Genomic DNA, 15,151 nt, shown 5'->3' with positions numbered 1-15,151 from the left:
ACGGGGTCCCCCGAGCAGCCCACATCCGTGCCCCATTCGCACGACACCGATCGCGCATACGCACACGCGTTCCTAGCGTTTCGGTCATCGAGGTGCATTCTGGCGCGACCGGTACGGCGCGAGCGGAAGACGTCCGCAGTTGCTCCTCGGGGACCCGGAGGACCCATATGCACGCGATACGCGTCGCCTCGGCCGCACTGCTGGGCGTCACCGCCCTCGGCTTCGCCGCACCCGCCGCTCAGGCCGCCGTCATGAGCAACGACGTCACGTCGTTCGGCTTCAGTGTCGTGCCCTCGACCGTCGCGGCGGGCGGACAGGTCACCCTGCGCGTGGACGGCTGCAACGACGACACCCGGGTCTCCTCCGGAGTCTTCGATCCGGTCACCATCCCCAAGGGGCACTCGTCGGCGCGGGCGAAGGTCGACTGGGACGCCAAGCCGGGGGCCGCGTACCGGGTGACGTTCAACTGCGGCGGCGAGAGCGGCCACACCGACCTCACCATCGCGATCGGGCATCCCGGTGAGCCCACGCAGTACCCCTTGCCGATCCAGCGGGGTGTGCACGCGGGTGAGGGCGGCAGTGTCGCCGGTTTCGACCTGGAGGAGATCGGTCTGGGCGCCGCGCTCATCGCGGGATCGCTGACGGTGGCGTACGGCTTCTCGCGCCGCCGCGCGGGCGACGACAACGCCTGACCGAGCGGTACGGGCACAGCCCTTCGCCCCGGACCCTGACGGGTTCCGGGGCGAAGGGCTGTTGTCGACGTGCGGTGCGTCAGATGCGGGTCTCGGACCGGCGGCGCATCCAGAACACCCCGCCACCGACGAGCGCGGCGGCCACCAGCCCGCCCCCGATCGCCATGTCGGCCGGCGTGGCCCCGGCGGAGCTGCTGCCACCGAGACCGCCACGGACACCGCCGATGACCGTGAAGACGCTGGTGAAGCTCCTGTTCTGGCCCTCACAGCGGGTGATGACTCCGTAGGAACCCGGGGCGGCGTTCGAGTTGACGGTCACCCTCGCCGTCGCCGAGTTGGTCCCCATGGGAGAGAGCGAGGTGCTCGAAAAGACGTTTGAGCTGATGGTGCTGTTGTTACGAGTACAGGCCGAACCGTTGACCGTGAGCACCAGCTGACCGCCCGGCGCGATGACGCTCGGTGCGGCGGTGACGCTGGACGGCTGGTCCCAGGCCGAGGCGGCCGGGGCGGCGAGCCCCACCGCGGCAGCCGTGGCGGCAGCCACCACCAGGGCACGAGTAGTACGCATGTGAACCTCCGCGGAAGGCGCCCCGGGACCCGTCCCCGGTCGATCGGCGAGAAAACGCCTCCCAGACGAACCCTCAGATGCCGTGCGCGCAGCCGCATTTCGGGAATGGTCCGTCCTGGTGAGAGGACACGCCGACGGAAGAGCGAACAATCAGATATTGCCGCAGGTCACGGACCGTCAGAAAAATACTTTCGCCGCCGACTCGGATGGCTCACCGATGACAGACCCGCCACCCGTTCGCTGCTGCCCCGTCGCCGGTTTCCCGCCGGGCACTTAGCGTTCTCGTATGCGCGATTGACCGGGCGACGGCCGGGTCGAGAGGGGATGACGAATGTCTGCGTCCGAGCTGGCGGAAGAGGAGCAGCAGCGGAAGAAGCGCGCTCCGTGGGGCGTGATAGCGCTTGTTCTGCTGACCGGCCTCGCGCTCATTCGAAACGGTTCCGGAGAGTTCGACGTCGGTCCGCCGCAGCCCGCGTCGGCGGCGGCAGCGGACAGCCACCTCCCGGGCGGCACCTTCTCCAGCATCCCGGCCGCCCTGCCGTACTCCCTGGTCGACCGGGTGCGGATCCCGGCGATCCGGGTCGACGCCCCCCTGCTGCCGGTGGGTCTGGACGCGGCCGGGTGGGTGGACGCCCCGCCGCCGGAGGACCCCAACCTGGCCGGCTGGTTCACCGGCGCCGTGTCGCCCGGCGAGAAGGGCACCGCCGTGATCGTCGGCCATGTCGACAACAAACAGGGCCCCGCCGTTTTCTACGGACTCGGGGCCCTCAAGAAGGGACATCGCGTCGAGGTCCAGCGCCAGGACGGAAAGGTGGCCGTGTTCGAGATCTACGGCATCGAGGTCTTCGAGAAGAACAACTTCCCCGGCGACCGTGTCTACGGCAGCAAGAACACCCCCGAATTGCGGGTCATCACCTGCGGGGGCGGTTTCTCCAAACAGAACGGCTACGCCGGGAACGTCGTGGTGTTCGCCCGCCTGGTCGAGGTTCGCTGAGCGTTCCCGGACCGGGCGGGCGAAAGCCCGCGGTCGGCGACGCGGCTATGTGTAATGCCGTGTCGGTACGGTGATGTGGTACCCGGAATCGAGCAGGTCCGGCAGATAGTCGCGCAGCGCCCGGACGCTCTGTGAGCGGTTGCCGCCCGCGTCGTGCGAGAGCACCACGACGCCTGGAGCGGCGCCGCGTTCGACCCGGTCGACGATGGTGCGGGCGCCCGGGGCCATCCAGTCGAGGGTGTCGACCGTCCAGGCGAGCGGCTCCATGCCGAGTTCGGCACCGAGTTGGAAGGCCGCCCGGTTCCAGGCGCCGTAGGGGGCGCGGAACCAGGCGGGCGCCTCACCGCAGGCGTCCTCGATGACCTCGCTGGTGCGTTCCATCTGGGAGCGGATCTCGGAGCGGGTGAGGCGCGTCAGCAGCGGGTGGGACCAGGTGTGGTTGCCGACGACGTGCCCGTCGTCGGTCATCTCGGCGAGCAGGTCCTTGTTGTCGACCGCCATCTCCCCGCACACGAAGAACATGGCGCGGACGTCGTGCTCGCGCAGGGTCCGGAGGATGTCCGGGGTGTAGCGGGGGTCGGGGCCGTCGTCGAAGGTCAGCACCATGGTGCGGCCACGACCCGACACGCGCAGCAGGGGCTCGTGCCGTACCAGGGTGCGTCCGTGGGCGACGGCGCGCGGCGGCCCGTAGCCGGTGAGGGGTTCGAGGCGGTACGCGGAGGGCTTGAGCGCCTGATGGGCCGGGGGGCCGGCTGCGGGGGCTGCGGGCCGGACGGCCGGGGTCGTGTTCTGGCCGGTGGTGAGCAGCGCGGCCGTACCGGCCGCTCCCACGGCGGCGGCTCCGCCGATCATCAACGCCCGGCGCCGTGTGAGCAACTGATCCTTCGTCATGACTCATCAGTCGCCCGCGCCGGTCCCGGCGCCCCGCATCGGCACCGGTGCGGCGGCACGAAAACACCCGTTGGGACCAGTACGCCCCGGTCACCCGCTCCCCCGCGCGTCCGGTCCTCCCCCGGCTCCCGATAGCCTCGCAGCGTGACGGAACAGCAGCACTCACCCCAGGACGGGCACCGGTTCGAGCGGGGCACCGACGGTCCGAAGGTCATCGTGGTCGGCGTCGACGGCTCCGACTCCTCGTTCCGTGCCGCCGCCTACGCCGCGGGGCTGGCCCGGCGCCAGCACGCGCTGCTCGCCCTGGTGTACGTACAGCCGGTGATGGCGGCGGGCGCCGCGTTCGGGGCGCCCGTGGCGGAGACGACGGACAGCATCGCGGAGGATCTCATCGCGCAGATCCGGGAGTCGACCGAGCAGGTCAAGGGGATATTCGACATCCGCTGGGAGTTCCACACCTTCCGCGGGGACCCGTACACGGGCCTGGTGAAGGCCGCCGACGATCTCAAGGCGGACGCGGTGGTCGTCGGCGCGTCCGAGCAGGCGGGCCACCGGATCGTCGGCTCGGTCGCGGTCCGGCTGGTGAAGGCGGGCCGCTGGCCGGTCACGGTCGTGCCGTAGCCCCGACGACGGCCCGGGGTCGGCCTGACCGGTGTCAGGCCGACCTGGCCCCGACCCCGGCCCAGGACCGAGTCGTCGAACGGCGAGGCGGCCGTTCGGATGAGGAACCTCCCGTTCGGACCGTTCGTCGCACCGTTCGCCGACGGGTCCGACCGTCCGCCGCACACTCCGGTCCACGGTCTGTCCCGAATCGGGACCTTGCGATGCCATACGGCCATGACGGCCGGAACCACCATCACCCCCGGGACGACGACCGCCGAGCACGAGCTGGCCGCGCTGCAGCGCGAGCACGGCCGACCGCTCTTCGCCCTGCTGCTGCGCCTGTGCGACGGCGACCGGCAGCGCGCCGAGGATCTGGTGCAGGAGACCCTCGTACGCGCCTGGCAGCACCCCGAGGCGCTGCGCGCCGACGATTTCGAGTCCGTCCGGCCCTGGCTGCTGACCGTCGGGCGACGGCTCGCCATCGACGCGCGGCGGGCCCGGCAGGCGCGGCCCCCCGAGGTCGGGGACGCGATCCTGGAGAGTGCGCGGGTGTGTGCCGATCACGCGGAACGGTCGGCGGCGACACTGGATGTGCGGGAGGCTGTGAAGACTCTCACTCCCGAGCACCGTGAAGTCCTGGTGCTGGTGTATTTCCACGGGGCGAGTGTGGCGGAGGCCGCGACGGCACTCGGAATCCCGCCCGGTACGGTGAAGTCCCGCGCGTACTACGCACTGCGCGCCCTGCGCCGAGTCCTACCGGGTTATGCGGCCGACCTGCGGTGAAACCGACGATCAGGTCAAGCCTCGGCAAAGTGCCTTGCTGAGGACCATGGTTGAGCAATCAGCTGTCTTCATCGGTGTCCGGACCGGGTGACGGTCCCGGAGCCGGGGTCGGGCGACGCGCACGCACCGGAGGAAGGCAGGAAGGGATGCTGCACAGAGGTCAAGAGAGCACGGACGGCACCGGCGGGGGCGAACTCACCGTCCCCATGGCCTGGTTGTACGCCGAGTACATCGCCGACGAGCTGTTGCGGACGGGCGACCTGATGCCGCCCACGTCCTTCGAGTTCCGTGCGGGCAGAGACGCGCTGGCACTCACCATCTTCCTGTCCGACACCAGCGGTGAGCTCTCGGGCATCCGGGTCATCACTCAGCTGGAGAAGTGGCTTTCGCTGACGGCGTACGACCAGCCCTGGCAGGACTGGGTCCGGACACGTATTTCCAGGTTGGCGGCCGACGCACTCGAATCGAGAGCACCGGCCCCGGACTTGGATCTGGCCGCCGCCGCCTGGCGCTGGCTGGAGGAGACCGAGCTGCTCGCCCCGGATCTGGACGCCGTACCGGGTGGCGGGCCCGTGCCCGGTGAGGACGACGGACCGAAGGTGTGGACCCCCGCCTGGCGGCTGGGACTGCCTCTCGGGCATCTGGCGATCCATCTTTTCTAGAATCCGACCAATCCGCGGTGCCCTCCGCTCCGAACACCTTTGGTCTCGATTCGGTATGGGCCTTGAGTGATTCCGCTGTGCGGTGCGTACCGGTGGGAGCAACACCACCCCACCCGTACCATCGGCACGAGGATTCTGCATGAGGTCCCTGGAACGGCATCGCGACGTCGGCGCATACGCGCTCGGCGTGCTCGACGAGGCGGACGCCTTCCGCTTCGAGGACCACCTCATGGAGTGCCCCCAGTGCGCGGCCCATGTGACTGAATTCGGTCCCGCCACACGGCAGTTGCTGCTGTACCGGCGAGCCACGCCGCGCTCCGTGCACCCCATGGCCCAACCCGGTCCCAGCATGCTGGACCGGCTGCTCGGCGAAGTGGCGAACCGGCGGCGCGCCGGCCGGCGGCGCTGGCTGTACGCGGTCGCCGCGGCGGTGGTCTTCGCCGTGGCCGGCCCCGGCATCGCGATCATGGCGAGCGGCGACGCGGACCGGACGCAGCAGGTCACCGCGACCGACGAGCGTTCGGGCGTCTGGGCACAGGTCACCAGCGAGAACACGGTCTGGGGCAGCCAGATCGAACTGAAGGTCAAGGACGGCGCCGGCCCCCGCGCCTGCCACCTCGTCGCCATCGCGGACGACGGCACGGAAGAGACGCTGACCAACTGGAACGTGCCCGAGCACGACGCCCGGGAGAGCACGATGATGGGCGCCTCGACCCTCCACCCCGACCAGATCGACAAGTACGAGCTGCGCTCCAACGACGGCCTGCGTCTGGTGACTCTCGACGCCCCCTGAGCGAGTGCGCAGGTCGCTACTTGAGCAGACGGGACATACGGCGGTCGGCGAGCGGCCTGCCGCCCGTCTGGCAGGTGGGGCAGTACTGGAGCGAGGAGTCGCTGAAGGAGACCTCGCGGACGGTGTCCCCGCACACCGGGCAGAGCTCGCCCGTCCGGCCGTGCACCCTCAGGCCGCTCTTCTTCTCCGCCTTCAGGCGTCCGGCCGCGAGGCCCCGGGAGCGCTCGACCGCTTCGGTGAGCGTCATGCGCAGTGCCTCGTACAGCCGCCGGTTCTCCTCGGGCGTGAGTGAGGAGGCGAGCTTGAACGGGGACATCCGCGCGGCGTGCAGGATCTCGTCGCTGTAGGCGTTCCCCACTCCCGCGATCAGGCCCTGGTCCCGCAGCGCGCCCTTGAGCCGGCGCCGCTCCCCCGCCAGCAGACCGGCGAGGCGGGCCTCGTCGAAGTCGTCGGCGAGCGGGTCCGGACCGAGGCGGGCCACGCCGGGCACCTCCTGCGGATCGTGTACGACGTACACCGCGAGCCGCTTCTGGGTGCCGGCCTCGGTGAGGTCGAAGCCCTCGCCCGTCTCCAGGGCGACACGCAGTGCGAGCGGGCCTTTCCCGGGTTTCGGCGGGCCGTCGGGGAGGCGGTCGCGCCAGTGCAGCCAGCCCGCGCGGGCCAGGTGGGTCACGAAGTGCGGGCCGCCGTCCACCGTCAGGTCGAGGAACTTGCCGTGCCGGTGCACGGCGGTGACCTCGCGGCCCTCGATGGCGGTGACCGGTGGGTCGTACGTCTTCAGGACGCTGATCGCGACGGGCAGCACGCGGACCACCTCGTGGCCCACGAGCCGTTCGGTCAGGAAGTCCCTGAGCGCTTCGACCTCGGGAAGTTCCGGCATACGTCCAGAGTGCCACCGCATGCCGTACCGCTCAGCTCGTGGGCGGCACCACGAACTCGGCCCACACGACCTTGCCGCCGCCCCGCGCCTCGACGCCCCAGTCGTCGCCGAGGAGATCGACCAGGAGCAGTCCGCGCCCGGAGACCCCGGACTCCCCCGCCTCCCGGCGCCGCGGCAGCGCGCTGGAGGAGTCCTCGACCTCGACCCGCAGGCGACGTTCCGCGCCGCTCAGCACGCGCAGCGTGACGACCGCCGCGCCCTCGGTGTGCATCAGGGTGTTGGTGATCAGTTCGTCCGCCACCAGTTCGACCTCGTCGGCCCGCTCATGGGCGCCCCAGGCCCGGACCGCCGCCCCGACCATGTGCCTGGCCTGGCTCAGCGCGTCGGGGTCGGCGGGTGCGACATGCTGCTGGAGCCGTCCGCCGGACTGTACGGCGGCCAGGCCCTGGCGGCGCATGAGAAGCAGGGCCACGTCGTCGTCCCCGCTTCGCTCGTCGGCCACCTCGATGAGACAGTCGGCCATCTTCCACACGCTGTCCGGGCCTGCCGCGATGAGTGCCATGAGGGTGCGCAGCCCGTCCTCCAGGTCGGCGCCGGGCTGCTCGATGAGCCCGTCGGTGCACAGCACCAGCGTCTCGCCGGGGTCCAGTTCGAGGGTGGCCACGGGGTAGGCGAGGCGCCCGAACTCGGCGGACAGGCCGAGCGGCAGCCCGCCGTCGACCGGGACACGGCGGCAGGTGCCGTCGGCGCGCCGCACCAGCGGGTCGAGGTGACCGGCCCGGACCACCTGGATCACCCCGGTGGTCAGGTCGGCCTCCGCGTACAGACAGGTCGCGAAGCGGTCCGTGTCGAGTTCGTGCAGGAAGACGGAGGCGCGGGCCATCACCGTGGCGGGCGGGTGCCCCTCGGTCGCGTAGGCCTTCAGGACGATCCGCAGCTGGCCCATGACGGCCGCGGCGTGCGTGTCGTGGCCCTGGACGTCCCCGATGACCGCGCCGACCCGGCCGCCCGGCAGCGGGATCACGTCGTACCAGTCGCCGCCTATGTCCCGGCCCAGCTGACCGCCGGAGGAGGCGGCGCGGTAGCGGACGGCGATGTCGGCTCCGGGCACGGTGGGGATGGAGCGCGGCAGCATGGCCTGCTGGAGGCTCTGGGCGAGGTCCTTCTCCTGCTCGTAGAGCATGGCCCGCTGGAGACTCTGGGCGATGCTGGTGCCGAGCGCGACGAGCACGGCGCGGTCCTCCGCCGAGAAGCCGTACCGGTCGTTGTAGAGCAGGCCCATCGCGCCGATCGGCCGGGCCTGTGCGATGAGCGGCAGATAGGCCGCCGAGGTGATGTGCAGGTCGGTGAGGTGCGGCCAAAGGATCGGGTACCCGGCAGCGAACTCCTCCGGCGACTCGATGAAACGCGGACTGAGGGTCCGTACGACGTCGCCCATCGGGTAGGGCTCGTCGATCCGGGTGATACGGGTGCCGGGCACGGAGGCGCCCGCCGGGCCCTCGGCGACCAGCCGGATGCGGCCGGCCTCCACCAGACCCATGACCAGGCTGGCCGCCCCGAGGTGTGGCACGCCGTGGGAGTCGGTGAGGACGTCGATGACGTCCTCGACGGTGCGGGCGTGCGCGAGGGCCGCCGTGATGACCTGCACGACGTTGGTCTGCCGGCGCCTGGCCTCGTCCTGGGCGGCCTGCTCGGTACGGGCCTGGCTGTCCCGCAGCTCCTGTGTGGCGTCACGGACGAGGCCGATGATCCGGCGCGGGCGGCCCGTCCCGTCCCGTCGGATGTAGCCCTGGGTGTGGGTCCAGCGCAGGGTGCCGTCACGGCGGCGGACGCGGAAGTAGGCGCCGTAGTTCTCGCTGCCGTCCTTCATGGCCTCGGCGACGACGGAATCGAGCCGCCTGCCCTCCATCGGGGGTACCCGCACGGCCAGACTCTCGGGGTGGCCGTCGTATTCCTCGGGGCGCAGATCGAAGATCTCGAACGCCAGGGCGTCCATGTGGAACAGGCCGGCGTCCAGGTCCCAGTCGAACGTCCCCATGCGATTGAGCGCCAGAACCGGGTCCGGGTGGGCGGGCCAGTCGTCCGGGAGTGACAGGGCGCTCGCTCCCCGATCAGCCATGCGCCCACCCTCCCAGTTTTTGGCTGATTCTTCGACTTGTCCGACGTCTTTCGTCGGGCAACTCTCACTCGCCGAAGCCCTCGCAGGGGTCGTACGGAACATAGGAGCCGTACGCGGTGGGGGTCTCGTCGGGAATCAGGCCACCGCCGTCGGGAAGGTCCGGGATCTCCGGGACGGTGTCGGGGCCGATGTCGTCGCAGGAGTCCTGGGCCGTACCGACCCCGAAGTCGTCAGGGGACAGGACCTCCGCTCCCGGCGGGTCGCCGTCCCAGCCGCCGGCGAGCAGAGCCGCGGAGAGCGCACAGGCCGTGACAAGGGTTCGGTGCATCCCTCATTGTCTGCGTCGCCCACTCGGCGTACGCAAGCCGAGAAAGTCACCCAGCGTGACAATGGAGGGGAAGGGGGAGGAAAGACAGAAGGGAGGACCGGATCATGGAGTGGTTCGCCGCACCCGACTACTGGCTGAGCCGTCTGCTCCTCCAGCGTGGCCTGGCCTGCGTCTACCTCGTCGCGTTCCTGGGCGCGGCCCTCCAGTTCCGGGCGCTCATCGGCGAGCGGGGCATGCTTCCGGTCCCCCGGCTGGTCGCCCACCTGTCTTTCGGACAGGCACCGAGCGCGTTTCAACTCCACTACTCCGACCGCTTCTTCGCCTGCTGGTCCTGGACGGGCTGCGCGGTGTCGGTCGCGCTGCTCGCGGGACTGGACGGACAACTTCCCCTCTGGGGCGGGATGTTGCTGTGGCTGCTGCCATGGGCGATGTATCTGTCGATCGTCAACGTCGGTCAGACCTGGTACGGCTTCGGCTGGGAGTCGCTGCTCCTGGAGACCGGCTTCCTCGCCGTCTTCCTGGGCAACGACGAGGTCGCGCCGCCGGTCGTCGTGCTGTTCCTGCTGCGCTGGATCCTGTTCCGCGTCGAGTTCGGCGCCGGCCTGATCAAGATGCGCGGCGACGCCTGCTGGCGGAAACTGACCTGCCTCGACTTCCACCATGAGACACAGCCCATGCCGGGCCCGCTGAGCTGGTACTTCCACCGCCTCCCGAGGCCGGTGCACCGGGTCGAGACGGCCGCCAACCATCTCACCCAACTCGCCGTCCCCGTCCTGCTGTTCACCCCGCAGCCGGTGGCGACGGCCGCCGCGTCCCTGATGGCCGTCACCCAGTTGTGGCTGGTTCTGTCGGGCAACTTCGCCTGGCTGAACTGGATCACGATCGTGCTGGCACTGTCGGCGGTGCGTCTCCCGGACACGGCGCCTACGTCCGTCCCCGACACCCCGCTCTGGTACGAGATCGTGGTCCTGACCGTCGCGACGGCACTGGTGGCCCTCAGCTACCGTCCGGTCCGCAACATGCTCTCGCGCCGCCAGGTCATGAACCGCTCCTTCGACCCGTTCCACCTGGTCAACAGTTACGGCGCCTTCGGCAGCGTCAGCCGCATCCGGTACGAGGTGGTCGTCGAGGGCACGGCCGACGAGCTACCGCGCGAGGACTCCGGCTGGCAGGAGTACGAGTTCAAGGGCAAGCCGGGTGAACCGGCGCGCCGGCCACGCCAGTTCGCGCCCTACCATCTGCGGCTCGACTGGATGATGTGGTTCGCCGCACTGTCGCCCGCGTACGCCGGTTCGTGGTTCGGCGCACTGGTCGAGCGGCTCCTGGAGAACGACCCCGACACGCTCCGACTGCTGCGCCACTCCCCCTTCCCGCTGGACGCGCCCCCGTGCCATGTCCGGGCCCGACTCTTCCGGTACCGGTTCACGACCTGGCGGGAGCGCCGGGCGACGGGGGCGTACTGGGAGCGGGTGTACGTACGGGAGTTCATGCCGCCGACGCGGCTGGCCGGGTCGGTTCAGAGGCCGTAGACGCGGGTCGCCGTGCCCGCGAAGAACTGCTCGCGTTCGTCCGCGCCGAGGGAGGCGGTCAACTCCTCGGCCAGGGACAGCACTTGGCCGTAGGACGCGGCGAGGGTGCACACCGGCCAGTCCGAGCCGAACATCAGCCGGCCGGGGCCGAAGGCTTCCAGAGCCGTGTCCGCGTACGGCCGTACGTCCTCGGTCGTCCAGGAGGCGTGGTCCGCCTCGACGACCAGGCCGGAGAGTTTTCCCACCGCGTTGGGCAGGGCGGCCAGGGAGCGAAGGTCCGAGGCCCAGGGCTCCAGCGCGCCGGAGACGATCGGCGGCTTTCCCAAGTGGTCCAGGACAAAGGTGAGTTGCGGAAAGGCCCCGACCACCTGGACGCACGCGAGCAGCTGGTGCGGCAGGACGATCAGGTCGTACACCAGGCCCGCTTCGGCGACGGCGGCAAGGCCTCGGCGCACGTCGGGGCGCAGCAGCCACCCCGGATCCGGCTCGCCCTGGACCTGGTGGCGGATCCCCTTCAGGTATGCGCCGCCGGGGAGTTCACGCAGCCTGGCCAGCTCGTCGGCGATGTCGGCACGCGTCAGGTCCGTCCAGCCGACGACGCCCGCGATCGGTTCGTGCTCCGCCGCGAGCGTCAGGAACTCCGGGGTCTCCTCGCGCACGGTGATGGTCTGGACGAGGACCGTACGGCCGACTCCGGCCGCGTGGATCTCCGGCGCGAGGTCCTCCATGGTGAAGTCCCGGCGCAGTGGGCTGTCCTCGGCGATCCAGTCCTGGTCCCGGACCGACAGATCCCACACATGGTGGTGCGCGTCGACGATCGTCACGGCAGCTCCCAGACGACCGGCAGCCCCGACTCCGCGCCCTCGGTGGAGTAGTCGTGCACCACGTCGAGGAGTTCGGCCATCCGTGCCTGCCAGGCCACGTTGACCGGCAGTTTCTCCAGCTCGGCGAGGAGGCGGCCGTAGTCCGCGCACTCCAGGACGTGGAAGAGGTCGGTACCGCTGCGCCAGATCGTCCAGGAGGTGGCCCCGGCGGCGCGGATCGCGTCGGTCAGCTCGACGGGCACCTCACGGTGGGCGGCGTCGTACTCGGCGACGCGGTCGGCGCGGACCCTGGTGTGCAGGGCGACTCTCATGACGGCTCCTGGGACGGCTCGTCGCCGGGCAGCAGGCCGGTGTCCCTGAGCTCCTGCCAGAAGGCCTGGGGCACGGACACGGCGAACTGCTCGGCGCAGTCACGGACTTCGGCGGCCGAACGGGTGCCGACGAGGACACCGGCGACGGCCGGGTGGGCCGCGCAGAAGGCGAGCGCGGCGGCGCGCAGGGTGATGCCGTGCCGTTCGGCGACGGCCTTCATGCGCAGGGCGCGGTCCAGCAACTCGCCCGACACGGTCGCGTAGTCGTAGGTCGCTCCGGGCCTGGGATCCGCCAGCAGACCGGAGTTGAAGGCGCCGCCGATCACCACGGACGTGCCGCGTTCGACGGCGGCGGGCAGGAGTTCGGTGAGCGCGCTCCGGTCGAGGAGCGTGTAGCGGCCGGCGCACAGGACCACGTCGACGTCCGTGTCCCGGACGAAGCGGGTGAGCATCTCCGCCTGGTTCATCCCGGCGCCGATGGCGCGTACGACGCCTTCCGAGCGGAGTTTCTCCAGCGCCGGATAGGCCTCGCGGAAGGCCTGCTCGGCGTGGTCGTCGGGGTCGTGGAGGTAGACGACGTCGATGTGGTCGACGCCGAGCCGCTCCAGACTCGCCTCCAGGGTCCGGCGTACGCCGTCGGCGCTGAAGTCCCAGACCCGGGTGTGGGTGGCGGGGACCGCGAAGCCGTTGGCCAGGTCGTCTCCGGCCGGCGTCCCGGCGGGCTCCAGGCGTCGGCCGACCTTCGTGGAGATGGTGTACGCCGAGCGCGGGTGCTCGCGCAGGGCCGCGCCGAGCCGGCGTTCGGAGAGGCCGATGCCGTAGTGCGGCGCGGTGTCGAAGTAGCGGATGCCCGCGTCCCAGGCGGCGGACACCGCGTCGTGCGCCTGTTCCTCGGTGACCTCGGTGAAGAGGTTGCCGATGGCTGCGGCGCCGAAAGCCAGGCCAGTGATCTCGACACCGCTGCGGCCGAGCGTGTGCACCGGCAAGGGCACGGGTGCGGACCCCGGGACGCTCTCTGGCGTGCTGATGGGCATGTTCACCGGCCCGCCGGGCGCAGCCGCAGGCCCTGCATGCCGCCGTCGACGGCGAGTGCCGTGCCGGTGGTGGCGCCGGACAGGGGGCTCGCCAAGTAGGCGATGGCGCCCGCGACTTCGGCTGCCGAGACCAGACGGCCGGTGGGCTGGCGGGACTCCAGCGCGGCGCGTTCGGCGGCGGAGTCGGGGGCCGCGTCGAGGAGGCGGCCGACCCACGGAGTGTCGACCGTCCCGGGGTTGACGCAGTTCACGCGGACCCCCTCACGCACATGGTCGGCGGCCATGGCCAGGGTCAGCGAGTACACGGCGCCCTTGGTGGCGCTGTACAGGGCGCGCTGCGGCAGGCCGGCCGTGGCCGCGATCGAGCAGGTGTTCACTATGGCGGCGTGCGCCGAGTTCCGCAGGTGCGGCAGCGCGGCGCGGGCGACGCGGACCATGCCGAGCACGTTGACGTCGAAGACGTGGTGCCATTCCTCGTCGTCGTTGTCCTCGACGGTGCCCTGGGCGCCGATGCCGGCGTTGTTGACGACGATGTCGAGGCCGCCGAGATCGGCCACGGCCGCGGCGACCGCCTCCCGCACGGACGTGTCGTCGGTGACGTCCGCCTTGTGTCCGAGCAGCGGCTCCTCGACCGACGACGGATCCAGGTCGAGCACGGCGACCCGGGCGCCGCGCGCCGCCAGCAGTTCCGCGGTGGCCCGGCCGATGCCGGACGCGCCGCCCGTGACCAGCGCCTTGAGACCCTCGAAGTCGGTCATGCGGCCTGCCCCTTGTCCTTCGCCAGGTCGGCGGCCCAGAAGGTGCCGCCGGGGAACGTGAACTCCGCGACGGACTCGGGCCGCATGGTCGCGGAGAAGCCCGGCGCGGTCGGTGCCAGGTAATGACCCTGCCTGATCACCACGGGGTCGAGGAAGTGGTCGTGCAGATGGTCGACGTACTCGATGACCCGGTTCTCGGTCGTGCCGGCCAGCGCCACGTAGTCGAACATCGACAGGTGCTGGACGAGTTCGCACAGGCCGACGCCGCCCGCGTGCGGGCAGACGGGGACACCGAACTTGGCGGCGAGCAGCAGGATGGCGAGGTTCTCGTTGACGCCGCCGACGCGAGCCGCGTCGATCTGCACGATGTCGAGGGCGTCGGCCTGGAGGAGCTGCTTGAAGACGACGCGGTTCTGGACGTGTTCGCCGGTGGCGACCTTGACGGGTGCGACGGCCCGGCGGATCGTGGCGTGGCCGAGGATGTCGTCGGGGCTGGTGGGCTCCTCGATCCAGTAGGGGTCGAACTCGGCGAGCGCCTTGGTCCAGCGGATCGCCTCGTCGACGTCCCAGCGCTGGTTGGCGTCGATCGCCATGCGGATGTCGGGGCCGACGACCCTGCGGGCGACCCGGCAGCGGCGCATGTCGTCCTCGAGGTCCGATCCGACCTTGAGCTTGATCTGCGTGAAGCCGTCGGCGACGGCCTCGGCGGCGAGCCGGGTGAGCTTCTCGTCGTCGTAGCCGAGCCAGCCGGCGGACGTGGTGTAGGCGGGGAATCCCGTCGCCAGCAGCTCGGCGGTGCGTTCGGCGGCGCCCTCCCGGCCCCGGCGCAGCAGGTCGAGGGCTTCCTCGGGGGTGAGCGCGTCGGTGAGGTAACGGAAGTCCACCTGCCGGACGAGCCACTCGGGTTCGGCCTCGGCGAGCAGCCGCCACAGGGGCCGGCCTGCCCGTTTCGCGGCGAGATCCCATACGGCGTTGACGACGGCGCCGATCGCCATGTGCATCACGCCCTTCTCGGGTCCGAGCCAGCGCAGCTGGCTGTCGCCGATCAGGTCGTGGTTCAGGGTGCCCGGGTCCGCGCACAGCTCGTCGACGGACCGGCCGATCACATGACCGCGCAGCGCGTCGATCGCGGCGACCTGGACCTCGTTGCCCCGCCCGATGGTGAAGGTGAACCCGTGCCCCTCGTGCCCGTCGGCGGCGTCGGTACGCAGCACGACGTAGGCCGCCGAGTAGTCGGGGTCGGGGTTCATCGCGTCGGAGCCGTCGAGCTCCCGCGAGGTGGGGAACCGGATGTCGTAGGTGTCGACCGCGGTTACGCGGATGGAGGGGCCGGGGGTGCCGGGAGGACCGGGGGTCGGGGACACGGGATGCCTTTCGGTCAG

At 70.9% G+C, this 15,151-nt stretch carries 17 protein-coding genes; 7 read left to right on the top strand and 10 right to left on the bottom strand.

Going from position 1 to position 15,151, the window contains the following annotated elements; all coding sequences use genetic code 11:
• The first annotated feature begins 167 nt into the window (after window positions 1–167).
• The gene (locus STRTUCAR8_RS19815) at window positions 168–692 is read left to right on the top strand and encodes a hypothetical protein (protein ID WP_006377628.1); all 525 of its coding nucleotides are present in this window, start codon (window positions 168–170) and stop codon (window positions 690–692) included.
• A gap of 79 nt (window positions 693–771) precedes the next feature.
• Here STRTUCAR8_RS19815 and STRTUCAR8_RS19810 read toward each other — a convergent pair whose 3' ends face one another.
• Window positions 772–1,260: a hypothetical protein gene (locus STRTUCAR8_RS19810; protein WP_044472496.1), complete on the bottom strand. Its 489-nt coding sequence runs from the start codon at window positions 1,258–1,260 to the stop codon at window positions 772–774.
• Window positions 1,261–1,591: 331 nt separating this feature from the next.
• Here STRTUCAR8_RS19810 and STRTUCAR8_RS19805 point away from each other — a divergent pair, with 331 nt between their 5' ends.
• Complete coding sequence (locus tag STRTUCAR8_RS19805) at window positions 1,592–2,254, top strand: class F sortase (protein WP_006377635.1); 663 nt, start codon at window positions 1,592–1,594, stop codon at window positions 2,252–2,254.
• A 45-nt stretch (window positions 2,255–2,299) separates the two neighbouring features.
• Here STRTUCAR8_RS19805 and STRTUCAR8_RS19800 read toward each other — a convergent pair whose 3' ends face one another.
• Window positions 2,300–3,145, bottom strand: a complete 846-nt coding sequence (locus STRTUCAR8_RS19800; RefSeq protein ID WP_006377615.1) for a polysaccharide deacetylase family protein — start codon at window positions 3,143–3,145, stop codon at window positions 2,300–2,302.
• A gap of 144 nt (window positions 3,146–3,289) precedes the next feature.
• On the opposite strand from STRTUCAR8_RS19800, the gene STRTUCAR8_RS19795 reads away from it, so the two are divergent.
• From STRTUCAR8_RS19795 to STRTUCAR8_RS19780, 4 genes are all read left to right on the top strand, one after another.
• Window positions 3,290–3,766 carry a universal stress protein gene (locus STRTUCAR8_RS19795; protein WP_006377607.1) on the top strand — a complete coding sequence of 159 codons (477 nt, stop codon included), beginning with the start codon at window positions 3,290–3,292 and terminating at the stop codon, window positions 3,764–3,766.
• Window positions 3,767–3,982: 216 nt separating this feature from the next.
• On the top strand, window positions 3,983–4,531 hold the full coding sequence (locus tag STRTUCAR8_RS19790) for a sigma-70 family RNA polymerase sigma factor (RefSeq protein WP_044472500.1): 549 nt from the start codon (window positions 3,983–3,985) through the stop codon (window positions 4,529–4,531).
• Between the two features lie 146 nt (window positions 4,532–4,677).
• Window positions 4,678–5,193 carry a hypothetical protein gene (locus STRTUCAR8_RS19785; protein WP_006377621.1) on the top strand — a complete coding sequence of 172 codons (516 nt, stop codon included), beginning with the start codon at window positions 4,678–4,680 and terminating at the stop codon, window positions 5,191–5,193.
• 139 nt (window positions 5,194–5,332) lie between these two features.
• Window positions 5,333–5,986: a zf-HC2 domain-containing protein gene (locus STRTUCAR8_RS19780; RefSeq protein ID WP_006377613.1), complete on the top strand. Its 654-nt coding sequence runs from the start codon at window positions 5,333–5,335 to the stop codon at window positions 5,984–5,986.
• Window positions 5,987–6,002: 16 nt separating this feature from the next.
• On the opposite strand, the gene STRTUCAR8_RS19775 is transcribed toward STRTUCAR8_RS19780, so the two are convergent.
• The 3 genes from STRTUCAR8_RS19775 to STRTUCAR8_RS19765 form a co-directional block, all read right to left on the bottom strand.
• Window positions 6,003–6,866: an Fpg/Nei family DNA glycosylase gene (locus STRTUCAR8_RS19775; protein WP_006377630.1), complete on the bottom strand. Its 864-nt coding sequence runs from the start codon at window positions 6,864–6,866 to the stop codon at window positions 6,003–6,005.
• Between the two features lie 31 nt (window positions 6,867–6,897).
• A complete protein-coding gene (locus tag STRTUCAR8_RS19770; RefSeq protein ID WP_006377620.1) occupies window positions 6,898–8,985 on the bottom strand; it encodes a SpoIIE family protein phosphatase in 2,088 nt (695 codons plus the stop codon).
• Window positions 8,986–9,049: 64 nt separating this feature from the next.
• The gene (locus STRTUCAR8_RS19765) at window positions 9,050–9,313 is read right to left on the bottom strand and encodes a hypothetical protein (RefSeq protein WP_006377627.1); all 264 of its coding nucleotides are present in this window, start codon (window positions 9,311–9,313) and stop codon (window positions 9,050–9,052) included.
• Window positions 9,314–9,417: 104 nt separating this feature from the next.
• Here STRTUCAR8_RS19765 and STRTUCAR8_RS19760 point away from each other — a divergent pair, with 104 nt between their 5' ends.
• Window positions 9,418–10,842 (top strand): lipase maturation factor family protein, encoded by a 1,425-nt coding sequence (locus tag STRTUCAR8_RS19760; protein WP_006377626.1) that lies wholly within the window; start codon window positions 9,418–9,420, stop codon window positions 10,840–10,842.
• Here STRTUCAR8_RS19760 and STRTUCAR8_RS19755 read toward each other — a convergent pair.
• Genes STRTUCAR8_RS19755 through STRTUCAR8_RS19735 form a run of 5 tightly spaced genes read right to left on the bottom strand, consistent with a single transcriptional unit; the run spans window position 10,830 to window position 15,133 of the window.
• Complete coding sequence (locus STRTUCAR8_RS19755) at window positions 10,830–11,666, bottom strand: amidohydrolase family protein (RefSeq protein ID WP_006377609.1); 837 nt, start codon at window positions 11,664–11,666, stop codon at window positions 10,830–10,832. The genes STRTUCAR8_RS19760 and STRTUCAR8_RS19755 overlap by 13 nt on opposite strands.
• Entirely contained in the window at window positions 11,663–11,977 is a 315-nt protein-coding gene (locus STRTUCAR8_RS19750; RefSeq protein ID WP_006377637.1) for an L-rhamnose mutarotase, read from the bottom strand. Before STRTUCAR8_RS19750 ends, STRTUCAR8_RS19755 begins: the two co-directional genes overlap by 4 nt.
• The gene (locus STRTUCAR8_RS19745) at window positions 11,974–12,957 is read right to left on the bottom strand and encodes an aldo/keto reductase (protein WP_044472495.1); all 984 of its coding nucleotides are present in this window, start codon (window positions 12,955–12,957) and stop codon (window positions 11,974–11,976) included. Before STRTUCAR8_RS19745 ends, STRTUCAR8_RS19750 begins: the two co-directional genes overlap by 4 nt.
• A 56-nt stretch (window positions 12,958–13,013) precedes the next feature.
• Window positions 13,014–13,769, bottom strand: coding sequence for an SDR family NAD(P)-dependent oxidoreductase (locus STRTUCAR8_RS19740; protein ID WP_006377612.1), 756 nt, complete (start codon window positions 13,767–13,769; stop codon window positions 13,014–13,016).
• A complete protein-coding gene (locus STRTUCAR8_RS19735) occupies window positions 13,766–15,133 on the bottom strand; it encodes an L-fuconate dehydratase (protein WP_006377622.1) in 1,368 nt (455 codons plus the stop codon). The genes STRTUCAR8_RS19740 and STRTUCAR8_RS19735 overlap by 4 nt, the downstream gene beginning before the upstream one ends.
• Window positions 15,134–15,151: the final 18 nt, after the last annotated feature.

The organism is Streptomyces turgidiscabies Car8 (genome assembly GCF_000331005.1).
Classification (GTDB): Bacteria; Actinomycetota; Actinomycetes; order Streptomycetales; family Streptomycetaceae; genus Streptomyces; species Streptomyces turgidiscabies.
Note: the sequence above shows the minus strand (reverse complement) of the source record. Positions and strands in the feature narration are given on the sequence as shown.